Source organism: Actinocorallia lasiicapitis (assembly GCF_054778695.1).
This window is the reverse complement of record NZ_BAAGZI010000046.1, coordinates 1-24927: the sequence shown is the minus strand read 5'-3', so window position 1 is coordinate 24927 and position 24927 is coordinate 1. Positions and strand designations below refer to the sequence as shown.

Sequence of the window (24927 nt, the reverse complement as noted above, 5' to 3'; positions counted from 1 at the left end):
GCACCCTGCCGAGCCGCGACCGTCTCGGCCTCAGCCCGCTGCACCCGGCCGAGCGCGCCGTCCTGCGCGTCGGCCAAGAACTCCTGCAGCCGACCAAGCTGCTCCGCGACCTGCACCAGCGGCAGAGCCCGAGCCAGCGCCTCGGCCCGCGCGAGCGGCTCCTCCACCAGCAGCACATCAGCCGCCCGCCGATCCCGACTGGCCTGATCCGCATGAGCCTTACTGCAGTACTTCGGCCGCCTTCCCCGGCCCTCCACCACCGGCAACGCCAGAGCACACCCTTCAAGCGCACACGTTCCCCGCTCCCCCGCCGCGCCATCCCCCGGCGCAGGCACAAGAAGCGCATCCGCAGTGACGTCACCGTCAGAGACCCGAAAGCCCCCCGCTCCAGCCGCATCATCGATCATGCCGCAGAATCTACCCTGTACAACGCGCACAGGCGCGCGTATTAACCATCGCGCCGCGCGCTAAGCGTAAATATCAAGCAGATCCCACTCCGGGATAATGACCCTTATCCCGGTGGTCCGCCCCGAGCAGGACCCGATGCGACTCCGCGCGCAGCGTTGGGTGACGGTGGATGGCGGGCCAGGGGCAGGGTGGAACGACCTGGACGTCTCGGGTCGAGACCACGAGGAACTATCGCTGAAGACCAACCGCAGCGCGCTCGAACCTGCAGTCGAGGGTTCGGCCGCATAGTTGTGAAGGCGGCGGCAAGTCCGCCGTCGCGGTCGCCGGTTGAGCCAGAACAGCTCCGGCCAGCGCAGTGACGGCACCACCACCATCCGCAAGTCACCGGTCTCCCACCAGCGTCAAGAACGGCTTTGGAGCCGTCATCGCAGGCCGCCGAAGCTTCTCTTTCGCGATCATGGCGAACGGAACCGTCCACGCCTGGGACGGCGACAACTTGACAGAACACAGATAGTGAAAACCGTGAGCTGAGCGCGGGACGAGTAGGGGGTACTCAGGCGCAGCGGGCACGGCGGGGGGACTCTGGTCTCGTGGGACGAGACGAGAGGAGACCGGTATGTGGTGGGGGAAGGTGGTGCTGGCGGGCAGCATGGTGGTGGCGGTGTCGGGGTCGAGCTGCGATCCGGCTCCGGGTCCTGGCGGGGAGCTGACGTCGGGGTCGTACGCGACACAGGAGACGGCGATCACATTCCACTTCCTGGACCATCGGTTGGAGGCGGGGTGTAAGGCGCAGCAGGCCGACGCGGGGCTGAAGGATCTGGCGCGGGCGCACGGGCAGGATCTGGCGGGCAACCATGCGGCGCTGATCGACGCGTTCGCCGACGACGACGAGCGGAAAGGGCACATCGGGTCGGACGGGAGGCTGGCCTGGGGCGAGAACGGACGGATCAAAGCAGCACTCGGGTACGGGACGCAGGCGGAGAACGTCTACTGGCATCCGGGAAAGCCCGTCGACGCCGTCGAGCCGGCCTGGCGGTTCTGGACGACCAGCCCGCCCCACCGGCGGACCCTCGACAACTGCGCCCTCACCAACCACGGGATCGGGGTCTACTACGACGCGGGCACCGGTCGCACCTACCTCGTGCACGACTTCGGAGGGTGACCGAACAGGCCGATAATCGGGCGGGACGCGCCCCGGGGCGAGCCACCTCCGCGGCGAGGGTCACGGTGAAAAGGCCGGGAAGCGGAACTCGAGGTCGGCCGAGCGCAGGGTGCTGTAGATCTCGCGACCGACGGAGCGCTGGAGGATGACGCCGCTCTCCCTGAAAACGCGCCAGTGGCGGGTGCCGGTCGACGTTGCAGGTGCTCTCGCCTTGCCGGGCCAGGGGCGGGGCGATCGACGAGCCCACGATGCAACTTGATGTGTTCTTCAAGTTGCGACGCGGCGCGCCAGCCGTGCGGGACGGGAACGGTCGGCGCGCGCTCCGGCCGCCAGCGAGCGGCCTGCCTGCGCGGCTGCTCCGTGGCGGCGGGAGCGGGCCTGGACAACAGGACGCCGGGACGATGTTCCGCAGGACCTGGTCGTGCTGTGCCTCAGCCAGAATTCACGCGCTGTTGAGACGTTGGAGATCAGGCGATTCAAGGGGAGATCCGCGGGGCCTGCCGATGGATTCTGCCGATGTGGCGGAATGCCCTCCCACTCGCGCGGCGGGTGACGGGGAGCACAATGTCCGGTGCGCAAGGGGTTCGATGGCCAATCCTCTTGCGCGATCGATGCGGTGCCGCCGTAGGAGAGGGAATCTGGCACGGATAACCTGAGTCACCGTGCAATTCGCCGTGAAAGCGCTCGCTGTGCCGATTCTTCGGCGATCGGTCACTGCAACCGATGCTTCAGAGCTGAATTTTCGCGGCTCGTCCGAATATATCGTCGCTGACCGTGCTGGCCGATTTCGATGGCCGACGTGATGGTGCCCGTCGGCGGGTGGTCGGCCTATGGCGGGCTCCCTCCGCAGGGTCTCCGGGCTGGCTGAGCTTGCCGTGAGATCGGTGCGGAGCGGGTGCGGACGTAAGTGGCGTCGGTGATGAGTTTTGCAGTGGTAGGGCAGTTCCGGACTGCTTGTGCTGATATGTCGAGGGGATTCTTGGTGGAGTATCAGCTGGGGGCGTTGTTGCGGCAGTTGCGGGATGCTGCGGAGCTCACGCAGGAGCAGGTGGCCGAGCGGTCCGGGGTCAGTGTTCGGACGGTTCGGCGGTTGGAGAGCGGGCAATCCACCAATCCGCATGTGGAGACCGTGAAACTGTTGTCGGACGCGCTCGAACTCGACGATGAGGACCGTCATCGGTTGTCGACCGTCCTCGACCGGCCTCGCAAAAGCCAACTCCCCCAAGCGGCCAATTCCGGTGGGGGAACCAGACCGTCCGACCCTTCGCCGGGCGGAGGCGAATCGCTGCCGGTGAACAGCGCGCTCGCCGGATCCGCTCTGGAACTGGCGGCAGAGGTGAAACGGCGTTGGCGCGCCGAGGAGGCTCATCAGCGGGTCCACGATCCGTTTCCGTTGCCGGTGCGCTGGGTCTCGGCGCCCGCGGATCTGACCGACAGCGCGGAGAACATCCAGCGGCTCGATCCCGGCCAGGAGCCGAGCGAAATGGAGATGGCAGGCGGCCTGCCCGACGTCGCGGAGTTCTTCCTGCGCGTCCCGTCCCGGCGGCTGGTGGTCATCGGACGTGCGGGGTCGGGTAAGTCCGTCCTCGCCATCAGGTTCGTCCTGGACTTCCTGGAGTCCGCGCGAGCACCCGGTCCTGTGCCTGTCGTCTTCAGCATCGGCTCCTGGGATCCGACGACCACCGCACTGCGGGACTGGATGGTCAGCCTGCTGCTGCGTGATCATTCCCATCTGGCGCGACGTGGCCCTCGGGGAACCAGCCTGGCGGAAGCGCTGGTCGACGCGGATCTCATCCTCCCCGTGCTGGACGGGTTCGACGAGATCGGCGACGGCCTGCGGGAGGCGGCGCTGGCCTCCCTGAACGTCACTTCCGTGCCGTTGGTCCTCACCACGCGGCGCGGGGAGTTCGCTGACGCCGTCCGGGCGGCACGTGCCCCGCTCCTGTGGGCTGCGGGGATCGAGCTCACCGACCTCAGCCTCGACGATCTCACCGATTACCTGCCCCGGACCGCCCGACCGGCCACCCACCGTGACGGAAGCGCGTTGTGGGATCCGATCCTCCGGGAGTTGCGCGAGCAGACGACCACCGGCGGAGCGAACCTCGCCGCCGTGCTGACGACGCCGCTCATGGTCGCGCTCGTCCGCACCCTCTACAGCGAGGCGTCCGACAACGACCCCGCCGAGCTCCTCGACGCGTCCCGGTTCGCCACCGTGAGTTCGCTGGAGGAGTACCTGCTGGCGGGTTTCCTCCCCGCGGTCTACCGCCGCCGGGCCGCACCGGAACGCGGTCTGTCCGGTCAGCGGTCGGCGGGCTGGGATCGAGCGCACGCCGAACGAGGGCTCGGCTATCTGGCCCGCCATCTGAACCGGCTCGGTCCTGACCGGAGGGATCTCGCGTGGTGGCGGCTCGGTGAGTCGCTGCCCCGGGCCAGTCGTACCGTCATGGTCGCTGCGGCGTCCGCGCTGTGCGTGACCTTCGCCTTCTGGCTGGCCGGCCTCGTGTACGCGGCCCTGTTCCAGCTCAGCGGTCTGAAGCTCGGCGAGCTCCTGGTCCAGGGATGCCTGGTCGGACCCGTTGCGGGACTGGCGTTCGGCTCCCTCTACGCGATCACCGACGCGGCCAGGGGCGGGGCGGCCTACGAACCCAGCCATGTACGGCTGTCGTTGCGCGGCGCCCGCGCCAGACTCGGCCGGCGGCCCGTGCGCACGTTCGCCGTGCGCTTCGGGCACGGGCTGGTCGGCGGAACCATTCTCGGCATCGGCTGCGCCTGGGCCCTCACCCTCGAGCGGGCGCTGTATCTGGGGAGCCCGCTCGCGGATCCGAAGGTGATCGAACACACGCTGATCAACATGGTGTTCTACGGGTTCGTCTTCGGGTCGACCGCGGGGCTGCTCTACGGATGTATGGCGGCACTCGAGACGCCCGTGGACGTCACGGAGGCCGCCACCCCCATCGGCCTGCTGTCGGCTAACCGTTCGATGGTCGGCCGGCAGTTCGCCGTCACGGCGGTGGCCCTCACGTTCGCGGTGACGCTCAACGGAATCCTGGCCGTTCAGTTGCTCCGCGGGACAGTGGGACCTCTCAACTGGGGTTGGCGAGACGGGTTGTTCGTCGGATCCGTCTGCGGGCTCGGCGGAGCCGCCGCCCATGTCCTCGGCTTCACCGCCTGGGGGCAGTGGCTGTTGCTCGCGAGGATCCGGCTGCCGCTCGCCGGCAGGCTTCCCTGGCGGATCGCCGGGTTCCTGGACGACGCCTACCATCGCGGGGCGCTGCGTCAGCGAGGCGCCGTCTACCAGTTCCGCCACGTCCGGTTGCAGCAACACCTTGGCGGCGCCTCCCCTCATCACAGGGTGAACCAGGAGGTCAGAGCCGACCGGGCATGAACGTCCGGTGGGATGGCCTGTCCGTTCCGCCGCCGGGGCCCCAGCATCGAGACGCCGCCGCACCTTGATGCCCCGAAAGGACTTCCCGGATGACGCGCAGGAGACACAGAGCGAGACTGCCGATGGCGGCCGTCGCGACGGCGATGCTGAGCATGGCGCTGATCGGTCCTGCGGTCGCCGAGCCGGCTCCGGCCGGACCGACGATCCGCTACACCGAGTACGGCATTCCACACATCATCGCCCAGGACTGGCCGGGCCTCGGAACGGGCTACGGATACGCCGCCGCCAAGGACAACATCTGCACCCTGGCCGAGACGTATCTGATGGTCAACGCCCAGAAATCGCGCTATCTGGGGCCGTCCGGGAAGGCCAGCCCCGGGCAGAACCAGAACACCACCACCAACCTGAACAGCGATCTGTACTTCCAGCGCATCAACGACGATCGCGTCGTGGAACGGGCTCTTGAGCAGCCCGCGCCCAACGGCCCGGCGCCGGAAGTCAGGGACACCATCCGCGGCTTCGTCCAGGGCTACAACCGGTACCTGGCCGAGACGGGCGGCGCCGCCGGCATCACCGACCCGGCCTGCCACGGCGCGGCCTGGGTGCGGCCGATCACCGAGCTGGACGTCTACCGGCACGCCCACGCCGAGATCATCATGGGCACCGCCGACCCGCTCCTGGACGGCCTCGTGAGCGCCCAGCCGCTCGTCGCTCCGGCCGCCCGGAAGGCCGCCGCCACCGCGAAGCCCGAAGACCCGAAGAAGACGGCGAAGAAGATCCAGGCGGCGGTCGCGGCGAGCCGTGCCGACGGCATGGGAAGCAACGCACTGGCGGTCGGAGCCCAGGGCGTGTCCGGCGGCACCAGCATGCTCCTGGCCAACCCGCACTTCCCGTGGCAGGGCAAGAACCGCATGTGGCAGAGCCACTTGACGATCCCGGGCAAGGTCAACGTCTCCGGGGCGGGGCTGCTCGGGCTGCCCGCGGTGAACATCGGGCACAACGACGACGTCGCCTGGAGCCACACCGTCGCCACCGTTGCCCCGTTCGGGCTGTTCGACGTGCAGGTGGACCCGCTGGATCCGACCCGCTATCTCGTTGACGGCGGCTGGCAGCGGATGACGTCCCAGCAGGTCACCGTCGAGGTGCTGAACGCCGACGGCACCGTGGGCCGGGTCAGCCGGACCCTGTGGTCGACCCGCTACGGCCCGGTCACCGCCTCGATCCAGGGCGTCCCGCTGCCGTGGGTGGTCAGCGCGCACGCGGTGCGCGACGCGAACCTCGGCAACCTGCGGGCGCTGAACACCTGGTTCCAGCTCGACCAGGCCAAGAGCGTCGACGACGTGGTGAACACGCTGGAGACCACGCAGGGCGTCCCGTTCTTCAACACCGTCGCCGCCGACCGCGGGGGCAGGGCGCTCTACGCCGACATCCAGGCCGCCCCGAACATCACCGACGCGCACGCCGCCTCGTGCCTCACCCTGACCGGCGGCCTGCTGTTCAACCAGCAGCTGCCCCTGGCGAACGTGCCCCCGATCTCCATCTTCGACGGCAAGCGCAGCGCCTGCGACTGGCCGGACGACCCCAACTCCGTCGCGCCCGGCCTGCTGGACCCCGCCGCGCAGCCGCGGCTGATCCGGACGGACTTCGTCGGCAACGCCAACGACAGCGCCTGGCTGGCGAACCCGGCACAACCGCTGGCCTTCCCGCGTGTGATGGGCGACGCGCGGACGCCCCGGTCGCTGCGCACCCAGGAGCTGATCCTCACCGCGCAGAACCGGATCAACGGAACCGACGGCCTGCCGGGCCGCGGCTTCACCCCGGAGACCATGGGCGAACTGCTGTTCTCCGACAATAGCCGAGCGGCCGACCTGGCCCTCGACGCCACGGTCAAGATGTGCGAGAGCCAGCCGCTCGGGCTCATCCTGGTGGACGTCACCGTGGTCAACGTGCGGGAGGCGTGCCCGATCCTGGCCGCCTGGAAGGACCACGACTACTCCCTGGCCAGCCGGGGTTCGGTGCTGTTCGCCAACTACTGGATCAATCTGCTCGGCGGGCAGAGCGCCGCGAAGCTTCCGTGGCGGGTGCCCTTCAACCCCGACGACCCGGTGCGCACGCCGAACACGCTGGACTCCGGCAGCTCCGCCGTCCGTGACGCCTTCGGCCGCGCGGTCCTCGCGATGCGCAAGGCCGGCCTCCCGCTGAACGCACCGCTGTCGGACGTCCAGAACGTCACCCGCAACGGCGAGCAGATCCCCATCCACGGCTCCCTGGGCAGCCTGGGCATCCTCAACGTGATCACCGGCGGGACGGTGGACGGGAAACGGGACGTCACCTTCGGCTCCAGCTTCATCCAGCAGACGATGTTCACCGCGGACGGGCCGCCGCAGGCGCTGTCCGTCCTCACCTACTCCCAGTCCGCCGACCCCAGCTCACCGCACTACACCGACCAGACCAAGCTGTTCTCGGCCGGCCAGTGGGTGACCGAGCGCTACACCGAAGCCCAGATCGCGGCCTCCCCCGTCCTGGAGACCAAAGTCCTGGACTGAGGCACCGTTTTCCGCCCGATGAACGTCACCACACCAGATCTCACGGAGCAGACATGACTCTCACCCATGCGTCGCGGCGTGCCGCCGCAGGCATCGCGCTGTTCTGCGCGGCCATCGCCGGAACCGTTCTCGTCGCGCCCCCCAGCGCTCACGCCGACGGCTACTACTGCGGCCAGCGGGTGCTGGGCGCGATCGAGGGACGCTATCTGGCGATGGGCGGGCCGTCCGGCGCGCTCGGCTGCCCCCGCACCGGCGAGCTCACCAACCCCGACGGGTACGGCCGCCGCACCCAGTTCCAGAACGGAACCATCTACTGGTCGCCGAACACCGGCGCCTGGCCGGTGTGGGGCCGTATCGGTGACGTCTGGTGCAGCCTCGGCTGCGAACGCGGCCCGATCGGCTACCCCACCTCCTATGAATACCGCGCCCCCTACGGCGGGGAGATCTGGCAGAACTTCCGGTGCGGCCAGCTCCACTACATCCCCAGCCTCGACTCCGTAGGCCGAACCCCCAACACCTGCGTCTGACCAGAGCACCCGAGGAGGGCGGCGTCGCCCTCCTCGGGTTTGGGGTCAGGTCGGCTGGTAGGTGAAACGAACGAGGACCGGATCGATGCCGGTCAGCGCTTGGGCGGAGCGGGCGTAGGCGTTGAACCGGTCGAGGGGGATCCGCCCGAACTCCTCCACCGACGCGGTCACCGTGCGCCAGCGCAGCCGGTGCTTGAGCCGGACGACCGGATGGGCCTCGACGTTGCGGACCCAGGCGGACTGCCGGCCGTGGAGCGCGATGACCCACATCCCGTCGGTCTCCCTGGGGCCCGCGGCCAGAGGTATCCGGCGTACCCGGCCCGTACGGCTCCCCACCATCTCCAACTGCACCCACCAGGGCGCCAGACCGGCCAGCGGCCGGGCCAGCGGATTGGTGAACCGCCATATCCATTTCAAAGTCGTGCGCTTGATCGCGTGTTGCTGAGCGCTCATCTCCGGTAGCCCCCTCGGGTTCGTCATGCGATCACCGTGGCACGAATGTTGACATGACGTCAACATTTCATGGCCTGCTATCTTCGGGCCGTGGCCAGACGACCTCTCGACACTCCCCGCGCCCTCGAACGCCGTCGGCAGCTCATCGAGGCGGGCTTCGACGCGTTCGCCGACAGCGACTACGACGACGTCCAGCTCGACCGGATCACCAGCGCGCTCGGCGTCTCCCACGGGGTCGTCTTCCAGCACTTCGGCAGCAAGAAGGGCTTCTACCTGGCGATCGTCGAGCACCTTCTCGACGGGTTCGTCGGGTGCATGCTCACCGACACCCACACCGACGACCCGGCCACCGTGATACTCACCAACTACGTCGCCTGGGCCGACGAGCATCCGCGCGGCTTCGCCTCGCTGATGCGCGCCACCGCGCGCTTCGCCGAGATCCACACCCTGGTCGAGCGGACCCGTATGGCGGGCGTCGAACAGATCGCCGCCGGAGAGGGCGCAGACCCGTCCGTCCCCGGAGTGCGCATCGCCCTGCGCGGATGGATCGGCGGGCTGGAGGCGTCCGTGAGCGAATGGCTCCGGGACCCCGGAACCATCACGCGGAAGGAACTGGTCGACTCCCTACGAGACTCCCTGCGAGCGCTCCCAACACCTGGCCACGAAAAGCCGGACCTATAAGACGGCGCCTGTCGGAATGCTCGCGTCACAAACTGTTCGGAGGCGGCGACGCGATGTGTCTTCTGCGTCTACGGCCGGCTCGCCAGCGTCATCTGAAGGCAGGCCGGTTTCGGGTCTCGGCGCTATCGCTGGGCTAGTCGGCGGAGCCATTCGCGGAGGAGGCCGGTTTCGGGTTCTGTGAGGATTTCGCCTGCGGTCGGGAGAGCCGCGTCGAGGGTGAGGGCTCGTGCGGCGAGGTCGCCGGTCGAGTCGGTGGGGACTTCGGCTTTCACGAGGATCGCGGCGAGTACGGCGTCGCGGACTCGTGGGGACAGCTCGTTCAGGGCAGGGTCGTCGCCGTGTGTGATCAGTCGCAGGGTCACGCCGATGGCCGCGGACTGGATCATGTGCGCGGCGACGTCGGCGGGGACCCGGAGCGCGCCGGTCGCGGCGACCCGTCGCATCGCCGCGAGCAGCGCCTGGTAGGCGGTCTTGGCGGGTGGCGAGATCTCGCCGCCGGCGGTGTTGGCGTACATGAGCACGTAGAGGTGTGGTCGTTCGAGCCCGAAGGTGACGTGGTTGTCCCAGCCGGCCTGGAGGTCTTCGAACACGTTCCCGGTGCTCGCGTGGGCTTGGTTCTTGCTGGCCAGGTAGCGCTCGAATCCATAGCTCGCGAGGGCGTCCAGGAGTCCTCGCTTGTCTCCGAACATGCGATAGAGGGCCGGTTGCTGGACACCCGCACCGGCGGCGACGGCGCGGGTGGAGACCGCTTCGTCCCCGCCGCTCTCCAGGAGTTCGAGGCCCACTTGGAGGATCCGGTCACGCACCGCTGTCTTCTCGTCCGCCATGTATCAATGCTAACAAATCTTTGCTATCAGTGTTACACGGGGCCTGAATCATCGATACCGTGATTTTCGAATCACCGATAACACAGAGGTGGGCCGGGCAACTGGCGCAGCGCGGCTAGGGCGGTGGTAGCGGCCGCCACCTCGCGACGACGGGCCCTCGGGCTCCTTCTTCGACGCCAACGGCTCCCTGCCTTGGGAGCACCCGACGGACGGCTCCGACTCAGCACAGCCCGAATCCGTTCCAACCGACCCAGGAGGAATCATGGACAAGTTGCGTTATCTCGCAGAGCAGTTCCCCAGTGCGAACGACGCGGGCCTTCTCGTGCTCCGCGTCGTCACCGCCGTGATCTTCATCGTTCACGGATACGGTGACATCTCCCAGCCGGGGGGCGTCACCTCGAACGTCGGCAACTACGAGAACGCCGGGATCCCGCTGGCGGCGGTGGCGGCCCCGTTCACGGCCATCGTGCAGTTCTTCGGCGGCATCCTGCTCGTCGCCGGCCTGCTGAGCCGGGCGATCTGCGCCGGTCTGGCCGCGGTGATGGGCGGTGCGCTGGTCTTCGTGCACGCCGGCGAGTCGATCCCGATCGGTCCCGACGGAAGCGGCTCCGGCTTCGCCATGATCATGGGGGCGGCCTCCCTCGCTCTCCTGCTGGCCGGGCCCGGCCGATTCAGCGCCGACTACGCGATCGCGAAACGCTTCGCCGGCCCCCTGCGCCCGGTGACGACGGCGACCCTCCGAAAGCACGCCACCTAATACCCGACCCGGCCATCGGGCCCCGCGGACGTCTCCCGTCTCCGGGGCCCACCGCAGCCGACGGTCGGGGCGTGGTGGGCGAGCGCCGCGGTGCAGGCGGTTTCGGCGAGGGTGTGGGCCGTGGCTGTGGTGAGGTGGCCGGTGACGAGCCAGTGGTAGATGAGGGGGCCGAACACCAGGTCGCGGATGGTGTCGGGGGCGAGTGCCGGGTTGAAGACACCTTCGGCCAGTCCGCGTTCGATCAGGGCGCGGATCGCGGTGTTCCTGGGGTTGAGGTAGTGGTGGCGCAGCGTTTCGGCGAGGTCGGGCCTGCGACCTGCCTCGGCGTGGACGGCCAGGACGGTCCGGCCGAGCGGGGAGGCCGCCAGCCGCGTCGTGAACCCGACGGCCAGTTCCCTCAGGTCGCGGACCACGTCGCCGGTGTCGGGCACGTGCAACGGCGGTACCGCCTCGACCAGCGCCTGCACGACCAGGTCGTTCTTGGTCCGCCAGCGCCGGTACACCGCCGGACGGCCGACTCCCGCACGTGCGGCGACCGCCTCGATGGTCAGCTCCGCGTACCCGTCTTCGGCCAGCAGCTCGACCGTCGCCGCGATGAGTGCTCGGTCGACGTCGGCGTTGCGCGGCCGGCCCCGCTGCCTAATGCGTTGCTCGCTCACCCCAACAACATTACAGTACGGATCGTAACGTTATTCGAGGAGTCGAGATGATCAAGAAGAGCGTGACCTGGGGACTGCTGCTGGCGTGGGCCGCCAACGACGTCGAGGAATGGTTCACCATGGCCTCCTGGTCACAGCGGAACGCGGGCGGGAACGCTCCCGGACCGGCGCGCCTCAAGCGCGAGGTCTCCACCGCGCACGCTCGCACCGCCATCTCGCTGATGGGCGCCGTCATGCTCGCCGCGACGGTCGACGGCGTGCGGACGGGCGGACGATCGCGCTTCTACCAGGCCGCACTGGCCGCTTTCGGAGTCCACGGTCTCGGGCATCTGGCGTTGAGCGTGAGGCAGCGCGGCTACACCCCGGGCGTCGCCACCTCGCCGACGGTCGTCATCCCGTTCTCCCTGTGGGCCTGGCACGAACTGGGCCGCGCCGGCGTGCGCCGAAACCCATCGACCACCCTCCGCGACGCCGCCCTCCTGCTCCCCGCCACCCTGGCAGCCGTCCACACCGGAGCCCACCTGCTGACCGCAGCCCACACCACCGGAAGTTCCGACAGGTCATGAGAACTACGGGACCACTCACGAACTCACCCGCGACCGGCGACTGGTGGCCCGGCGGAGGCCGGGCCACCAGCTCGCATGGCACGCTCCGGCGGGTCTCCGGTGTGGTTCAGGCGGATTCGAGGACAGGGCGGACTTCGACCGTCTCGGGGGTGGGAAGGCTTGCGGCCAGTTCGAGGGCTTCGGCGCGGTCGGCGACCTCGACGATGAACCAGCCGCCGAGGGTTTCCTCGCCGGGGTGAGCGGGTCCGTCGGTGACGGTCGTCGTCCCGTCGGCCGCGGTGCGCACGGTGGCGGGCGCGGTGCGCTCGGTTTCCAGGGCGTCACCGCCGACGAGTTTTCCGGCGGAGGCGAGGTCGCCGATCCAGGCCTCGTATTCCTTGCGGTAGGCGGCCCGGTCGGTCTGGATCCGGTGGCGCGATTCGTCAGTCTCGAAGATCACGAGTGCGTACTTCATGGGTTTCCTTTCTTTGCCGCTGTGGGGCGGCGGGGGGCGATCCGGGCGAGCGCGCCGATCTCGAGGGCGGTCCATACCGCGCCGTCGGGGCCGACTGCGATGCCGTGGGGTTCGGAGTGACGCGTGGGCAGGTCGTGGACGGTGATCGAGCCGTCGGCGGTGATGGTGCCGACACGGTTGCTCGCCCATTCGGTGAACCAGGCGGTGCCGTGCTGATCGACGGTGATGGCGTGGGGGCGGGCGGCGCGGTCGGGCAGGGGGAACTCGGTGATCTGCCCGTCGGGGGTGATGCGGCCGATCTGCCCGGCGGCGATCTCAGTGAACCAAAGGGTGCCGTCGTGGCCTGCGGTGATCGCGGACGGGAACGCGCCCGTGGCGGGGAGCGGGAACTCGGTGACGTTGCCCTCGGGGGTGATGCGGCCGATGCGGTCGGCGGTGGTTTCGGTGAACCAGAGGGCGCCGTCGGGCCCCGGCGTGATGCCGAATGGTCGCCGGTCGGTGCCGGGCAGATCGAACTCGGTGACGTGGCCTTCGGTGGTGATCCGCCCGATCCGGCCGGCCTGGTATTCGGTGAACCAGAGGGCGCCGTCGGGCCCGGGGGTGATGACGGTCGGTCCGCTGGCGGGGTCGAGCCGGTGACTCGTCGGTTCCTCGCCGGGGACGAGCCTGCCGATCCGGCCGCTGTGGACGAGGGTGAACCAGAGGGCGTCGTCCGGGCCGGTGGTGAGGGCGTAGGGTCCGGCCGCGCGGTCGGCGACGGTGTGTTCTTCGATGGACGGGTGAGTCACGGGTGCTTCTCCAGGCTGTACTGGGCGGCGATGATCGCGATGTCGGCTGGGGTGCCGGCCATGATGGCGCGGGCGTGTTCGGTGACGAGGTCGGCGGGCCAGTCCCACCAGGCGGCGCGCCGCAGCCTCTCGATGTCGGCGTCGTCGTAGCGCTGAGGGAGGGGTCGGGTTCGGGGAGCCGGAGGGTCACGCGGGTGCCGGGCTGTTCTGCTGAGGGCGCGGGGCCGGATCGGCCGGCCGGGAAGGCTCGGTGGTCTTGGTCAGCCAGAGGCCGGTGCAGACCGCTGTCGCGAGGGTGATGACGCCCGCCACGGCGAAGGCGGTGGTGAGGCCGTCCTCCAGGGAGGCGCCGCCGGTCTGCCGGGTGTGGACGACGGCGCCGAGGAGCGCGACGCCGAGGACCGCGCCGATCTGGCGGGTGGTGCTGCTGACGCCCGAGGCCAGGCCGCCCTCGTGCGGGTCGGCGGACTGGATGGCGGCACCGGTCAGAGGGGACAGGGTGAGGGCGAAGCCGATGCCGACGACGGCCAGCCGCCACCACACGTTCGTGTATCCGGTGTCGGCGTGGACCGAGCCCAGGGCCAGCAGCCCCAGCCCGGCCAGCGTCAGGCCGACGGTGACGATGATCCGGAAGCCGTACCGGGCGGCGAGCCGTCCCGCGAACGGGCTGACGACGACCATCGCGAGCGTGCCGGGCAGGGTCTGCACTCCGGCTTGCAGGATCGAGCTGCCCTGGACGTAGACGAAGAACTGGGAGAAGAAGAACGACGAGCCCATGAGAGCGAAACCGACCACGGTCATCGCGGTGTTGGAGACCGTGAACAGCCGCTGCCGGAACAGCCGCAACGGCAGCACCGGCGCAGCGACGCGCCCCTCGACGACCACGAAGACGGCCAGGAGCACGGCCGCGACGGCGAAACCGCCGACGACCAGTGGGGAGGCCCAGCCGCGGGAGCCGCCTTCGATCAGCACGTAGGTGAGCGTCCCGACGCCCAGAACGGACAGGACCGTCCCCGGGACGTCGATCGCCGGCGCGCCCGGGTTGCGGGACTCGCCCAGTACCCGCAGGCCGATGACCAGCAGGACGACGCCGATGGGGAGGTTGACGAGGAAGATGGCGGGCCAGCCGAACGCCTCGGTCAGGACGCCGCCCACCAGTGGCCCGGCCGCCAGGCCGATCCCGCTGAGCCCGGCCCACAACCCGATCGCCCGCACCCGTTCCAGCGGAACCGGATACGCGGCGGCGAGCAGGGCCAGTGACGCGGGGCTCAGCGCCGCCGCCCCGACGCCCTGCAGCACCCTCCCGAAGATCAGCCAACCGATCGACGGCGCGACCGCGCACACGGCGGACGCGGCGGTGAACACCACGACCCCGGTCAGGAACACCCGTTTGCGGCCGAAGCGGTCGGCGAAGACACCACCGGACAGCAGCAGCATCGCGACCAGCAGCACATAGGCGTCGACGATCCACTGCAGCCCGGCCAGCTGGGTGTGCAGCCGTTCCTGCATGTCGGGCAGTGCCGCGCCGACGATCGTGTTGTCGAGCAGCACCATGAACTGCCCCAGACAGGTCGTCGTGAGCAGAGCCGCGCGGCTGGTCGCGGCCAGCGGTGTTACAGTTCGCATCCATCCCCCTAAAGCAGTCATTCACTGCGTTAGGGACGCTAGACGATCATCCTCACAAAAGCAACCCCCGACTGCGATAAGGTGTGGGAGTGGAAGAACGACAGCCCGTCAGACGCCCCGGTGGGCGCAGCGCGCGCGTCCGGGAGGCGGTCCACCAGGCCGTCACGGATCTGATCGCCGAGAACGGCTACGGTGAATTCACCGTCGGCGACGTCGCCGCTCGTGCCGGCGTCGCCGACACCAGCGTCTACCGGCGGTGGGGCACGCTGGAGGCCCTGCTCACCGACGTCGCGCTCACCCGCCTGAACGTCCGCTCACCGATGCCCGACACCGGAACGCTGGCCGGTGACCTCCACGCCTACGCCGCCCAGGTCGCCCGCGAGATCACCGGACCCGAAGGCCTCGCCATCCTGCGCCTGACCGTCGCCCTGTCGAGCAGGGGCGACCAGGGTCTGCAGGAGCGTGACGACTTCCTCACCAAACGCGCCCGCATCGTGCAGGACATGCTCGACCGCGCCCGCGAGCGCGGCGAGCAGCCCCTCGACGCGCTCGACATCCTCGACCACCTCATGGCCCCCATGTACATCCGCGTTCTGTTCGGCGTCGGCCCACTCACCTCCGACTACGTCGCCGGACTGGTCGACCGCTTGCTGGCACGACCTTGACCCGCACCCTCCATCGAAAGGCGGCTCCGGACATTCACCCCTCAATCCCACCGAAGATCACGCGCTGCGCCGCAGCGGACCGGCTCTCCGGGCTTCGGCCGCACGTGCGCACCGCGTCCTCGACGGTCACGTGCACGACCCGGACACGACGGGAGGACGGCCATGTCGACTGAACGCGTCACCGCCTGGGGTGAGGAACTACGACGTGTGCACGGAAAGCTGCGCGACGCCCTGGCCATGGCACGAGCGGGGCTGGACGGCGGCTACCCCGCCGAGGCCGCCACTGACCTGCTGTTGTTCTGCCACGGATTCTGCGCCGCGCTGTCCGGCCACCACCGCGCCGAAGACGGTTCCCTCTTCCCCGAACTCCTTCGGGCCCGTCCCGACCTGGCACCGGTGGTCGCGAAGCTGACCCAGGACCACAACATGATCGAACACCTCATCGGCGGACTGCAGAAGGCAGTGGCCCACTCGACCGACCCAGAAGTGGCGCACCACCACCTCGACGGGATCGAAGCGGTCATGGAAACCCACTTCAAGTACGAGGAGAGACAACTGATAGCGGTCCTGGACGGCATGGACGCCGACTTCGACCGCACCGAGATCTTCGGCCCGATCACCTGAACCACAGCCGTCCGACGGGACCCCACTGCCGTACCGGCAACTGGTAGCCGCAGATCGCGACATGCCGTGGACGACGTCATCGCTCTGTGCGGGGTGATGAGCGTGCCAGGTGGGAGTTGGGTGGCGGTTCGGACAGACTGGAGGGAGGGGTGGTCGCTGTTCGGGAGGTGTGAGGTGGACGGGTCCGAGGATGCTGTGGTCGATGGTGTGATGGTCGTGCGTGCCGCGGAGGTCTTGGCGGGGCAGGCGGTTTCGGTGGGTGGAGGGGACGGGCGTCGCGGTGATGCGTTCGTCGAGGCGGTCGGGGTGCTGCCGGGGTTGCCTGCTGATGCTTCTGGTGATCGTTATGGGCTGCGGGGGTTGACGGCGGCGTGGTTGCGGAGCCGTAAGAGTGAGGCGACGCGGCGCGCCTACTATCGGGACCTGGCCGGGTGGCTGGATTTCTGTTCGCGTACGAGGTTGGATCCGCTGTCGGCGCGGAGGTCGGACGTCGATGACTGGGTGGCGGTCATGAGCGCCGTCACCCGGGCGGGGACCGTTCCGGCGGGGGCGGCGACCAAGGCGCGGCGGCTGGCGGCGGTGTCGTCCTGGTACACCTACCTGCAGTCCAACGAGGTCGCCGACCGCAACCCGACGCTGCTGGTCGACCGGCCGGTGTCAGCGGAGGTCCGTGCCTCGGCCCGTCAGGCGCCGACGTTGAGCGTCACCGAGACCGCCGCCCTCCTCGACGAGGCCGAGACCCGTGCCCGCCGGTCGGGGACAGAGGCCGCGTGGCGGGACGCCGCGCTGATCGCGCTGCTGTTCTACACCGCGGTCCGGGTGTCGGCGATCACCGGCGCGGATATCGCCGACGTGACGGTCGAGGCCGGCTACCGGATCCTGTGGTTCCGGGCGAAGGGCAAGGGTCCGGACGGCCGCGACTACGTGCGTCTGGACGGCGAGGTGACCCGGGTCCTGGACTCCTACCTCCAGGTGCGGGCGCTCCGCCACCCCGGCGGGGTGTGCCCGCCCGGCCCGCTGCTGGTCACCACCCCACACCCTAATGATCCCGGCAAACCGGGCGGCAAACGGCTCACCCAGCGGGATGCGACCAACGTGCTGCGCAAGCGCGCCGAAGCGGCCGGACTTCCGGCGGCGGGACGGCTGTCCCCGCACAGCGGCCGCCGCACCGTCATCACCACCCTGCTCGGCAACGACGTCCCCCTCGCCAAGGTCCAGGACCTGGCCGGGCACGCCGACCCGCGCACCACCCGCCGCTACGACGACACCAACCACAAACTCGCCACCTCCCCCGTCACCGACCTCACCCGCATCCTCGCCCGCCACCGAACCCGCCCCTCGGACACCCCCCGGCCGTCCAACGACGCTTGACGCGCCTTCTTTCCCGATCGACCGCCTCAGGACGATTTTCCAGTAGCCACTAGAGTTTTTTTTGATGGTCGTTGAATAGTGGCCGCCATGAAACGTGCCCTCGCCATCGTCGCGACCACCGCCGCCCTCGTGTCCCTGCCGGGACCGGCTTTCGCGGCCGCCCCTGAACTGCGCACGGTCCCGCTGCCTTTCCTGTGGCCGCAGGCCGGTCTCCTGGACGTCACCGCCGACGGTGCGGGCGGTGTCTGGGTCGGCGGGATGCAGGGTGGGTACTGCCTGCGCTGGGCCGACCACTGCTGGCTGTACAGCGCGGGGAACCCGGTCGTGCGGCGGTGGGTGGGGACGTCGTGGGAGGAGTACCCGCTCAACGGCTGGACGGGGCAAGGCCAGATTTCGCAGGTCGCCTCGAGCGCGGGCGAAACCTGGATCACCGGCGGACCGAACGCTGCCGGGGGTTCGAACGTGTACGCCGCTCGTTTCGACGGCTCGGCCTTCCAGAAGGTCGCGATTCCGGCCGAACACTTCGGGATGCTCGCCACCAGCGCGGCGGGCACCTTCGTCACCGCCTTCGACGGCAGCGGCGAGCAGTTGCTGCTCAAGCGCACCGGCGGCACCTGGACCGAAGTCCAGATTCCCGGGATGCGCTATGCCCGTGACATTCAAGGGCTTTCCGCCACCGACGTGTGGGCGGTCGGCACCCGGGAGGCGGAGGCGACCTTCGCGCACTTCGACGGTACGGCCTGGACGAACGTGCCGCTGCCCGCCGGCACCAGTGGGTGGTCCGAGAAGGTCGTCCCGGTCGCCGCGAACGACGTGTGGGCCATCACCCAGGGGAATCTGATGCGCTGGAACGGTTCCGTCTGGACGCTGATCCCGTCCCCGCCCGAGATCACGGTCTTCTCCGATCTGACCGTCGACGCCTCCGGCACCCCGTGGGTCGCCGCGGTGGCCGAGGGTACGGGGACGCGCCCCTACCGCTACATCGGCGGCGTCTGGGAAGCGGTGACGGTCCCGTCCGGCGCCACGGTCCACGACGTCGCCTCCGTCCCCGGCGGCATCTGGGGAGTCGGCTGGAGGAACGACGCCCCGGCCGCCTACACCGGTTCCTGACGGACCGCTATCGCGTGGGGCCGCCTCCGGCGTCGTCGGCGGGGCGGTTCCCGGGGGCGGTCAGAGGCGGTAGGACATGCGGGCGGTGAGGACGGCGTCGGAGAGCTGGGCGTACATGGTGGCGTTGTCGACGGCCAGGGCCGCCAGGGCGGCGAAAGCGGTGGCCAGTTCGGCGTCCCAGGAGGTGAAGGCGGCTTCGCCGCGCTTGTTGAGGACCTCGATGACGCCCACCGCACGGTCCTTGACCAGCAGCGGGACGGCCAGGAGGTTCCTGGTCTCGAACTGGATGGCCTTGCCGACCTCGGTGAAGAACCGCTGGTCGGAGCGGGGGTCGTCGATGATGGCGACCTCGCGCTGGGTCAGCGTCCAGCCGGCGATGCCCTCGCCCGCCGGGATGCGGCGGGACATCACCTTGTGGCCGACGGTGCCGGTGGCGACCTCGATGACCAGGTCGCCGGAGTCCCGGTCGACCAGCAGCAGGGAGGCGGTCTCGGCGTCGAGGAGTTCGGCGGCCATCTGCATGACGAGCTGGAGCAGCTTGGTGGTGTCGAGGGTCGAGTTGAGTTTGACGGCGATGTCCACCAGGCGTTTGCGGGCGTTGCCCTCCTCTCGGATCCTGCGCTCGAGCTCGGTGACCCGGTCCGGAGAGATCTGTGTCACGGTCATGTCATCCCCTACATGTGACGTTCGATGAAATCGGTGTGGAAGTCCCCGGAACGGAACACCGGGTGGGCCAGGACCTTCTGGTGGAATCCGATCGTGGTCTTCATTCCGGGGCCGGAGACCCGGAACTCGCTCAGCGCGCGTTGCATACGGTCGATCGCCTCGTCCCGGGTCGGCGCCCAGGCGATCAGCTTGGCGATCAGCGAGTCGTAGTAGGGGCTGACCGTCCAGCCCGGGTAGCAGTGCGAGTCGACGCGCGTCCACGGGCCGCCGGGGGCGTTGAACTCGACCAGCCGTCCCGCGGACGGTGCGAAGTTCCGGTCGGGGTCCTCGGCGTTGATCCGGCATTCGATGGAGTGTCCAGCGAAGGCGATCTCGTCCTGGGTCTTGCTGAGCCGGTGGCCCTGCGCGACCCGGATCTGCTCCCTGACCAGGTCCACACCCGTGATCATCTCGGTGACGGGGTGTTCGACCTGGATCCGGGTGTTCATCTCCATGAACCAGTAGCGGCCGTCGTCGTCGAGCAGGAACTCCATCGTCCCCGCGCCGGTGTAGCCGAGGGACAGGGCGCCCTTGACGGCGACCGACCCCATCTCGTCCCGTAGTTCGGGCGACAGGTGGATCGACGGCGCCTCCTCGATGAGCTTCTGGTGCCTGCGCTGCACCGAGCAGTCGCGTTCGCCGAGGTGGACGCCGTTGCCGTAGGTGTCGCAGACGAGCTGGATCTCGGTGTGCCGTGCCGATTCCAGATACCGTTCGATGTAGACGGTGCTGTCCTTGAACACGGCCTGGGCCTGCGCCCGGGTGGTCTGGTAGGCCTCGCGGAGGTCCTTCATCCGGCGGACGACGGTCATGCCGCGGCCGCCGCCGCCCGCCGCCGCCTTGATGATGATGGGGAAGCCGATCGCCTCGGCGATCTCTTCGGCGTCGTCGGCGGTGAGGACCGGTTCGATCGTGCCGGGCAGCAGCGGCAGCCCGGCCGCCTCCATCAGCTTGCGGGCCGACGCCTTGTTGCCCATCTGTTCCATCACCGACGCCGACGGCCCGATGAGGGTGATGCCGTGGTCGGCGCAGATCTCCGCGAAGTACGGGTCCTCGGACAGGAAGCCGTAGCCGGGGTGGACGGCGTCGGCGCCGGTCTTCAGGGCCGCGCCGATGATGCTCGGGATGTGCAGGTAGCTGCGGGCCGGGGCCGGGGGGCCGATCTGGACGGATTCGTCCGCGAGCCGGACGGCCGCGGAGTCCGCGTCGGCGCTGGAGTACAGCGCGACCGACGGGATGCCCAGCTCACGGCAGGCGCGGACCACCCGCAACGCGATCTCGCCCCGGTTCGCGACCAGGATCTTCTCAACCATCCGAGCCCGCCTCGGCGCCGTCGGGGTCGATGACGAGGAGTTCCTGGCCGAACTCGACCATCTCGCCGTCGCCGGCCAGGATCTTCACGACGCGGCCGGCGCGGTCGGCGTCGATCCGGTTCATGATCTTCATGGCTTCGACGATGCCGAGCTGCTGGCCGACCGAGACGATGTCGCCCTCCTCGACGAACGCCGCGACGCCCGGCTCCGACGAGCGGTAGAAGGTCCCGACCAGCGGGGCGGCGACGACGTGCCCGGCGACGTCCTCGACGGTCACGATCGGCTCGGCCAGGGCCGGGCCGGCGGGACCGGCGGTGAAGGGGGCGGCGGTGACCGTCACGGCCTGCTGCCACTCGATCTCCACCCGGGAGTCCCCGACGGTGACGGCCAGTTTGCTCAGCGAGCCCGGCAGCCCGCCGGCCAGTGCCTGCGCCTGCCGGACGACGGTCTCCAGTACTGCTTCGTCGGTCATGGGTGTCTCTTCGCTGCTCATCGGGGATTCTCCACGGATTCCAGGCCGGGCTGCTCGCCCGGCGTCCCGAACAGCCGGAACCGCTGGTACCGCTCGTTCAGCAGCCGATCGGGGGTGCGGGTCAGCAGGTCGTTCAACGTGTCCACCAGCGCGCGGCGCAGGTTGACGGCGGTCGTCAGATGGTCGGTGTGGGCGCCGCCCTCGGGTTCGGGGACGACGCCGTCGACGACCTTCAGCCTCAGCAGGTCGGGGGCCCGCACCCGCAGCGCTTCGGCGGCGGCGGGCGCGGCGGCGGCGCTGGACCAGAGGATCACCGAGCAGCCCTCGGGGCTGATCACCGAGTAGTAGGCGTTCTCCATCATCAGCACGCGGTCGCCGGAGGCGAGGGCGAGCGCGCCGCCGCTGCCGCCCTCGCCAGTGACGACGGTGACGATCGGGACGGGCAGCCGGCTCATCTCCATGATGCTCTCGGCGATCGCGACGGCCTGCCCGCGCTCCTCGGCGCCCAGGCCGGGGAAGGCGCCGGGCGTGTCGACGAGCGTGACGATCGGCAGCCCGAACCGGGCGGCGTAGCGCATCAGGCGCAGCGCCTTGCGGTAGCCCTCGGGTTCGGGCATCCCGAAGTTGTTGGCGACGAGTTCGGCGGTGTTGTGGCCTTTGAGGTGGCCGATCAGCATGACGGTACGGCCGCCGATCGTCGCGAGGCCCCCGGCGATCGAGGAGTTCTCGGCGTACAGCCGGTCGCCCGAGAGCTGGAGGAACTCCTCGCAGATGTATCCGGCGTACTCCAGGAGCGTCGGACGGCCGATGTCGCGGGCCAGTTTGACGACGTCCCAGGCGGGACGGTCGGCGAGCGCGTCCGGGTCGGTGATCGGTTCGTTGCCGTCCTCGCCCTGGAACGGTTCGACCGACAGTTCGGCGTCGGCGTGCATCCGCAGCAGTTTGGACAGGGTCGGCCGCAGATGGTCGCGCGGGGTGACCATGTCGAGCATCCCGTGGCTGAGCAGGAACTCGGCCTTCTGGAAGCCGTCGGGCAGTTTCTGGCGGATCGTCTGCTCGATGATGTTCGGCCCGGCGAAGCCGACCAGCGCGCCCGGCTCGGCGATCAGCACGTCGCCGAGCATCGCGTAGGAGGCGGTGACGCCGCCGAACGTCGGGTCGGTGAGCAGGCAGATCGACAGGACGCCGGCCTCTTTCAGCCGGGCGATGGCCTGGCCGGTCTTGGCGAGCTGCATCAGGGAGACGCTGCCCTCCTGCATCCGCGCCCCGCCCGAAGCGGTGATCAGCAGCAGTGGCGTCCTGGTGTGCAGGGACAGTTCGGCGGCCCGGGTGATGATCTCGCCGACGGCGCCGCCCATGCTGCCGCCCATGAACCCGAAGTCCATGACGGCGACGACGACGGCGTGGCCGCCGATCGTCCCGGTGCCGTAGACGGCGGCCTCGCGGCGGCCGGTCTTGTAGCGGGCCGCCTCCAGCCGGGTCGTGTACGGCTTGGAGTCGACGAAGCCCAGGACGTCCTGGGTCTGGACGTCGAGGCCGTGTTCCTCGAACGCGCCCTGGTCGAGGAGCTGGCGGAGCCGTTCGGTCGCCGACAGCCGGAAGTGGTGCTTGCAGTCCGAGCAGACCCGCAGGTTCCGTTCCAGTCGCCGCAGGTAGAGGAAGCTGTCACAGGACGGGCATTTGATCCACTGGATGCCGTCCGGGACCCGCAGCCCCGAGACCGGGGCGGTGGTGGTGGTCGTCATGTCAGAGCCTTTCCAGCGGCCGGTCGGCGAGGAGTGAGTCCGTGTGGCCCCTGCGGTGCTCCAGTCGCCGTTCGGCCAGACGTAGGTCGAGCGCGGCCCGGTCGGGCACCGGAGCGGAGCCCTCCCCGAAGAGCTGGGCGCTGACGTAGGCGAGCAGGTCCGTCGTGAGCTGTCTGCGGTCCAGCGCGGACGCCGCGATCGCCAGGTCGAGGGCGGGACGCCAGCGTTCGCGCCGCAGCTCGACCTCGATCATCGCGTGGTAGATGTAGCCGCCGTGACCCAGCTCGGTGTCGATCTCCAGCAGCCGCCGGTAGGACCGCAGCGCCTCCTCGCCGTTGCCGAGCAGCAGGTGCAGTTCGGCGAGGTCGTGGACGGCCAGGACGTCCAGCGGCGCCCGCCAGACGAGCTGCTGGGCCGCCTTGAGCGCGGCTTGGGGGCGGCCTTCGATCCGGTTGATCTCGATCAGGCTGCGCAGGGCCTGCTCGTCGTCGACGGCCAGCTCGGCCGACCGCCACAGTTGCAGGGTCGCCTCTTCGACGGCCCCGTCCAGGTAGGCGACGTGTCCCAGGTTGACGCGTGCCTGGACGTCGTCGGGGTCGAGGCGCAGGGCCGTCCGGAGGGCCTGTTCGGCTCCGGGCAGGTCCGCTTCGTTCAGCAGGGCCAGCCCGTAGTCGCGCCAGGTGCCGGCGTCCTCGGGCCGTAGTTCCGACAGCTCCCGCAGGAGCGTCACCGCCTCTTCCAGTCCGAGCTCGAGGGCGGACCGGCCCGCGATCGCCAGGAGACCGGGATCGTGCGGGTTTCCGGCCAACGCCTCTCTCGCGATCGCATAGTCGTGCATTTGCGTTTCCACGCCACCTCCACGTTCGCGGCGGTATCCATCTCGAGAACACTAAAGTTCAAACGATTTCCCACCAAGAGAGAACGCACCGTTCAACTGAAAACGCCACTCGGTTGAACGGGCTTCGGGCTTGCGCCGTCCCGCGCCTCTGTGAGCATCTTGATCCGACACGAAACCCCTGCTCCGGAGGTGCTTCAACATGGGTGCGGAAATTTACAAAGGCCGTTGGGCCGCCCATACCGACGAGCCTTTCGTCGTGTTTATGATCGGTATGAGGATCAACCGCTTCACTTCCATCCGGAAGTGGACGCACGGTGCCTACGCCTTCGTCCGGATGTTCCTCGACCTGCGGAAGAATCCGGAAAAGGGATTCCTGGGCGGACAGCAGATCATGTACTTCCGCGGCCTCGGCATGATTCAGTACTGGCGGTCGTTCGAGGACCTCGAGCGGTACGCCCGCGACGGCCTCGACCGGCATATCCCGGCCTGGCGGAAGTACAACCAGACGGTCGGCGCGGACGGCAAGTTCGGCATCTGGCACGAGTCCTACCTGGTCGAGCCGGCCAAGTTCGAGGCGATCTACGACAACATGCCGCAGTTCGGTCTCTCGACCGTCCTCGACCACTCCCCCGCTCTCGGCCGCCGTGAGACCGCCCGCCGCCGTCTGGGCGGCCAGTCCGAGCCGGGCGTCGCCAGCCCCGCGCAGCCCCAGCACTGACTCCCACCCCGAAATCCCCCTCCGCCCGGCGCCGGGCGGAGGGGGATTTTTCGTGGTTCAGGTGAGGTCTTCGAGGAGGCCGGTGAGGCCGAGGTCCTTGGCGTCGGTCAGGGCTTCGGCCGTCAGGGAGGCTGCGCGGTCGAGGTCGCCGGGGCGGGCGCGCAGGTGGAGCATGTCGGCCCAGGAGCGGCGGGTGTGGGCGGCCCAGCCGGGGGCCGAGACGAGGGTGGAGTGTTCGATGGCGGCGGTGAAGTGGCGTTCGGCCTCGTCGTACCGGCCGATGGCGGTGGCCAGGTCGGCCAGGACGCGGTCGATGGGGCCGAAGGAGCCGGCGCCCGTCGAGGCGGTGCGGCCGCTGTAGGGCAGGAGCAGGCCGTAGAGGCGGGCCGCCGCGTCGTCCGCCGACAGGCCCCGGGCGACGGCGGCCAGATGCTTGAGGGTCTCGAACCAGAGTTCGTCGCGGGGGACGGCCGCGAACCCGTCCGCCGCCAGGCCGTCCAGCAGGGGGCGGGCGAGGTCGGCGCGGC

25 protein-coding genes are annotated in these 24927 nt (G+C 69.5%); 13 read left to right on the top strand and 12 right to left on the bottom strand.

Going from position 1 to position 24927, the window contains the following annotated elements; genetic code table 11:
* Positions 1-1024: 1024 nt before the first annotated feature.
* The 4 genes from ACYVE7_RS08450 (at position 1025) to ACYVE7_RS08435 (ending at position 8028) form a co-directional block, all read left to right on the top strand.
* Complete coding sequence (locus tag ACYVE7_RS08450; protein ID WP_460364010.1) at positions 1025-1570, top strand: CAP domain-containing protein; 546 nt, start codon at positions 1025-1027, stop codon at positions 1568-1570.
* Between the two features lie 982 nt (positions 1571-2552).
* Positions 2553-4955, top strand: coding sequence for a helix-turn-helix transcriptional regulator (locus ACYVE7_RS08445; RefSeq protein WP_460364009.1), 2403 nt, complete (start codon positions 2553-2555; stop codon positions 4953-4955).
* A gap of 89 nt (positions 4956-5044) precedes the next feature.
* Positions 5045-7501: a penicillin acylase family protein gene (locus ACYVE7_RS08440; RefSeq protein ID WP_460364008.1), complete on the top strand. Its 2457-nt coding sequence runs from the start codon at positions 5045-5047 to the stop codon at positions 7499-7501.
* A gap of 53 nt (positions 7502-7554) precedes the next feature.
* Entirely contained in the window at positions 7555-8028 is a 474-nt protein-coding gene (locus ACYVE7_RS08435; protein WP_460364007.1) for an LGFP repeat-containing protein, read from the top strand.
* Between the two features lie 45 nt (positions 8029-8073).
* Here ACYVE7_RS08435 and ACYVE7_RS08430 read toward each other — a convergent pair whose 3' ends face one another.
* Complete coding sequence (locus tag ACYVE7_RS08430; protein WP_460364006.1) at positions 8074-8508, bottom strand: nitroreductase/quinone reductase family protein; 435 nt, start codon at positions 8506-8508, stop codon at positions 8074-8076.
* Between the two features lie 63 nt (positions 8509-8571).
* Between ACYVE7_RS08430 and ACYVE7_RS08425 the strand changes: the two genes are divergently transcribed.
* Complete coding sequence (locus ACYVE7_RS08425) at positions 8572-9162, top strand: TetR/AcrR family transcriptional regulator (protein ID WP_460364005.1); 591 nt, start codon at positions 8572-8574, stop codon at positions 9160-9162.
* A gap of 122 nt (positions 9163-9284) precedes the next feature.
* Here the strand turns inward: ACYVE7_RS08425 and ACYVE7_RS08420 are convergent, their stop codons facing one another.
* Positions 9285-9989 carry a TetR/AcrR family transcriptional regulator gene (locus ACYVE7_RS08420; protein ID WP_460364004.1) on the bottom strand — a complete coding sequence of 235 codons (705 nt, stop codon included), beginning with the start codon at positions 9987-9989 and terminating at the stop codon, positions 9285-9287.
* Between the two features lie 262 nt (positions 9990-10251).
* On the opposite strand from ACYVE7_RS08420, the gene ACYVE7_RS08415 reads away from it, so the two are divergent.
* Positions 10252-10746, top strand: a complete 495-nt coding sequence (locus ACYVE7_RS08415) for a DoxX family protein (RefSeq protein WP_460364003.1) — start codon at positions 10252-10254, stop codon at positions 10744-10746.
* Here ACYVE7_RS08415 and ACYVE7_RS08410 read toward each other — a convergent pair.
* The gene (locus ACYVE7_RS08410) at positions 10743-11405 is read right to left on the bottom strand and encodes a TetR/AcrR family transcriptional regulator (protein ID WP_460364002.1); all 663 of its coding nucleotides are present in this window, start codon (positions 11403-11405) and stop codon (positions 10743-10745) included. The two genes, ACYVE7_RS08415 and ACYVE7_RS08410, sit on opposite strands and share 4 nt — an antisense overlap.
* Before the next feature lie 47 nt (positions 11406-11452).
* On the opposite strand from ACYVE7_RS08410, the gene ACYVE7_RS08405 reads away from it, so the two are divergent.
* Positions 11453-11971, top strand: a complete 519-nt coding sequence (locus tag ACYVE7_RS08405) for an HXXEE domain-containing protein (protein ID WP_460364001.1) — start codon at positions 11453-11455, stop codon at positions 11969-11971.
* 106 nt (positions 11972-12077) lie between these two features.
* Here the strand turns inward: ACYVE7_RS08405 and ACYVE7_RS08400 are convergent, their stop codons facing one another.
* Positions 12078-12425: a YciI family protein gene (locus ACYVE7_RS08400; RefSeq protein ID WP_460364000.1), complete on the bottom strand. Its 348-nt coding sequence runs from the start codon at positions 12423-12425 to the stop codon at positions 12078-12080.
* The gene (locus tag ACYVE7_RS08395; protein WP_460363999.1) at positions 12422-13213 is read right to left on the bottom strand and encodes a Vgb family protein; all 792 of its coding nucleotides are present in this window, start codon (positions 13211-13213) and stop codon (positions 12422-12424) included. The genes ACYVE7_RS08400 and ACYVE7_RS08395 overlap by 4 nt, the downstream gene beginning before the upstream one ends.
* Between ACYVE7_RS08395 and ACYVE7_RS08390 the strand changes: the two genes are divergently transcribed.
* Entirely contained in the window at positions 13205-13363 is a 159-nt protein-coding gene (locus ACYVE7_RS08390) for a hypothetical protein (RefSeq protein WP_460363998.1), read from the top strand. The genes ACYVE7_RS08395 and ACYVE7_RS08390 overlap by 9 nt on opposite strands.
* Positions 13364-13399: 36 nt before the next feature.
* On the opposite strand, the gene ACYVE7_RS08385 is transcribed toward ACYVE7_RS08390, so the two are convergent.
* On the bottom strand, positions 13400-14839 hold the full coding sequence (locus ACYVE7_RS08385) for an MFS transporter (RefSeq protein WP_460363997.1): 1440 nt from the start codon (positions 14837-14839) through the stop codon (positions 13400-13402).
* 89 nt (positions 14840-14928) lie between these two features.
* Here ACYVE7_RS08385 and ACYVE7_RS08380 point away from each other — a divergent pair, with 89 nt between their 5' ends.
* The 4 genes from ACYVE7_RS08380 to ACYVE7_RS08365 all read left to right on the top strand — a co-directional run bounded on the left by ACYVE7_RS08380 (position 14929) and on the right by ACYVE7_RS08365 (position 18609).
* The gene (locus ACYVE7_RS08380; protein WP_460363996.1) at positions 14929-15504 is read left to right on the top strand and encodes a TetR/AcrR family transcriptional regulator; all 576 of its coding nucleotides are present in this window, start codon (positions 14929-14931) and stop codon (positions 15502-15504) included.
* 162 nt (positions 15505-15666) lie between these two features.
* Positions 15667-16128: a hemerythrin domain-containing protein gene (locus ACYVE7_RS08375; protein ID WP_460363995.1), complete on the top strand. Its 462-nt coding sequence runs from the start codon at positions 15667-15669 to the stop codon at positions 16126-16128.
* 96 nt (positions 16129-16224) lie between these two features.
* Positions 16225-17499: a tyrosine-type recombinase/integrase gene (locus ACYVE7_RS08370; protein WP_460364011.1), complete on the top strand. Its 1275-nt coding sequence runs from the start codon at positions 16225-16227 to the stop codon at positions 17497-17499.
* 87 nt (positions 17500-17586) lie between these two features.
* Positions 17587-18609 (top strand): hypothetical protein, encoded by a 1023-nt coding sequence (locus tag ACYVE7_RS08365; RefSeq protein ID WP_460363994.1) that lies wholly within the window; start codon positions 17587-17589, stop codon positions 18607-18609.
* A gap of 60 nt (positions 18610-18669) precedes the next feature.
* Here the strand turns inward: ACYVE7_RS08365 and ACYVE7_RS08360 are convergent, their stop codons facing one another.
* The 5 genes from ACYVE7_RS08360 to ACYVE7_RS08340 are packed head-to-tail and all read right to left on the bottom strand — an operon-like array spanning position 18670 to position 23682.
* Positions 18670-19275 carry a GAF domain-containing protein gene (locus ACYVE7_RS08360; RefSeq protein ID WP_460363993.1) on the bottom strand — a complete coding sequence of 202 codons (606 nt, stop codon included), beginning with the start codon at positions 19273-19275 and terminating at the stop codon, positions 18670-18672.
* Positions 19276-19283: 8 nt separating this feature from the next.
* Positions 19284-20627, bottom strand: a complete 1344-nt coding sequence (gene accC / locus ACYVE7_RS08355) for an acetyl-CoA carboxylase biotin carboxylase subunit (protein WP_460363992.1) — start codon at positions 20625-20627, stop codon at positions 19284-19286.
* Positions 20620-21120, bottom strand: coding sequence for an acetyl-CoA carboxylase biotin carboxyl carrier protein (locus ACYVE7_RS08350; RefSeq protein WP_460363991.1), 501 nt, complete (start codon positions 21118-21120; stop codon positions 20620-20622). Before ACYVE7_RS08350 ends, accC begins: the two co-directional genes overlap by 8 nt.
* A complete protein-coding gene (locus tag ACYVE7_RS08345) occupies positions 21117-22844 on the bottom strand; it encodes an acetyl-CoA carboxylase carboxyltransferase subunit alpha (protein ID WP_460363990.1) in 1728 nt (575 codons plus the stop codon). The genes ACYVE7_RS08350 and ACYVE7_RS08345 overlap by 4 nt, the downstream gene beginning before the upstream one ends.
* Position 22845: 1 nt before the next feature.
* The gene (locus ACYVE7_RS08340) at positions 22846-23682 is read right to left on the bottom strand and encodes a tetratricopeptide repeat protein (protein WP_460363989.1); all 837 of its coding nucleotides are present in this window, start codon (positions 23680-23682) and stop codon (positions 22846-22848) included.
* Between the two features lie 199 nt (positions 23683-23881).
* Here ACYVE7_RS08340 and ACYVE7_RS08335 point away from each other — a divergent pair, with 199 nt between their 5' ends.
* Positions 23882-24400 carry a DUF4188 domain-containing protein gene (locus ACYVE7_RS08335; protein WP_460363988.1) on the top strand — a complete coding sequence of 173 codons (519 nt, stop codon included), beginning with the start codon at positions 23882-23884 and terminating at the stop codon, positions 24398-24400.
* A gap of 57 nt (positions 24401-24457) precedes the next feature.
* On the opposite strand, the gene ACYVE7_RS08330 is transcribed toward ACYVE7_RS08335, so the two are convergent.
* Positions 24458-24927: hypothetical protein (locus ACYVE7_RS08330; protein WP_460363987.1), on the bottom strand; the 470-nt coding region annotated here is incomplete at its 5' end.

Bases quoted from the DNA above. Each gene is read 5' to 3' on its own strand.
- ACYVE7_RS08335 (WP_460363988.1), top strand. From the start codon at position 23,882: ATGGGTGCGGAAATTTACAAAGGCCGTTGGGCCGCCCATACCGACGAG.
- accC (WP_460363992.1), bottom strand. From the start codon at position 20,627: ATGGTTGAGAAGATCCTGGTCGCGAACCGGGGCGAGATCGCGTTGCGG.
- ACYVE7_RS08365 (WP_460363994.1), top strand. From the start codon at position 17,587: ATGAAACGTGCCCTCGCCATCGTCGCGACCACCGCCGCCCTCGTGTCC.
- ACYVE7_RS08375 (WP_460363995.1), top strand. From the start codon at position 15,667: ATGTCGACTGAACGCGTCACCGCCTGGGGTGAGGAACTACGACGTGTG.
- ACYVE7_RS08345 (WP_460363990.1), bottom strand. From the start codon at position 22,844: ATGACGACCACCACCACCGCCCCGGTCTCGGGGCTGCGGGTCCCGGAC.
- ACYVE7_RS08350 (WP_460363991.1), bottom strand. From the start codon at position 21,120: ATGAGCAGCGAAGAGACACCCATGACCGACGAAGCAGTACTGGAGACC.
- ACYVE7_RS08340 (WP_460363989.1), bottom strand. From the start codon at position 23,682: ATGCACGACTATGCGATCGCGAGAGAGGCGTTGGCCGGAAACCCGCAC.
- ACYVE7_RS08400 (WP_460364000.1), bottom strand. From the start codon at position 12,425: ATGAAGTACGCACTCGTGATCTTCGAGACTGACGAATCGCGCCACCGG.
- ACYVE7_RS08450 (WP_460364010.1), top strand. From the start codon at position 1,025: ATGTGGTGGGGGAAGGTGGTGCTGGCGGGCAGCATGGTGGTGGCGGTG.
- ACYVE7_RS08415 (WP_460364003.1), top strand. From the start codon at position 10,252: ATGGACAAGTTGCGTTATCTCGCAGAGCAGTTCCCCAGTGCGAACGAC.
- ACYVE7_RS08440 (WP_460364008.1), top strand. From the start codon at position 5,045: ATGACGCGCAGGAGACACAGAGCGAGACTGCCGATGGCGGCCGTCGCG.
- ACYVE7_RS08360 (WP_460363993.1), bottom strand. From the start codon at position 19,275: ATGACCGTGACACAGATCTCTCCGGACCGGGTCACCGAGCTCGAGCGC.
- ACYVE7_RS08385 (WP_460363997.1), bottom strand. From the start codon at position 14,839: ATGCGAACTGTAACACCGCTGGCCGCGACCAGCCGCGCGGCTCTGCTC.
- ACYVE7_RS08435 (WP_460364007.1), top strand. From the start codon at position 7,555: ATGACTCTCACCCATGCGTCGCGGCGTGCCGCCGCAGGCATCGCGCTG.
- ACYVE7_RS08370 (WP_460364011.1), top strand. From the start codon at position 16,225: ATGAGCGTGCCAGGTGGGAGTTGGGTGGCGGTTCGGACAGACTGGAGG.
- ACYVE7_RS08405 (WP_460364001.1), top strand. From the start codon at position 11,453: ATGATCAAGAAGAGCGTGACCTGGGGACTGCTGCTGGCGTGGGCCGCC.
- ACYVE7_RS08430 (WP_460364006.1), bottom strand. From the start codon at position 8,508: ATGACGAACCCGAGGGGGCTACCGGAGATGAGCGCTCAGCAACACGCG.
- ACYVE7_RS08420 (WP_460364004.1), bottom strand. From the start codon at position 9,989: ATGGCGGACGAGAAGACAGCGGTGCGTGACCGGATCCTCCAAGTGGGC.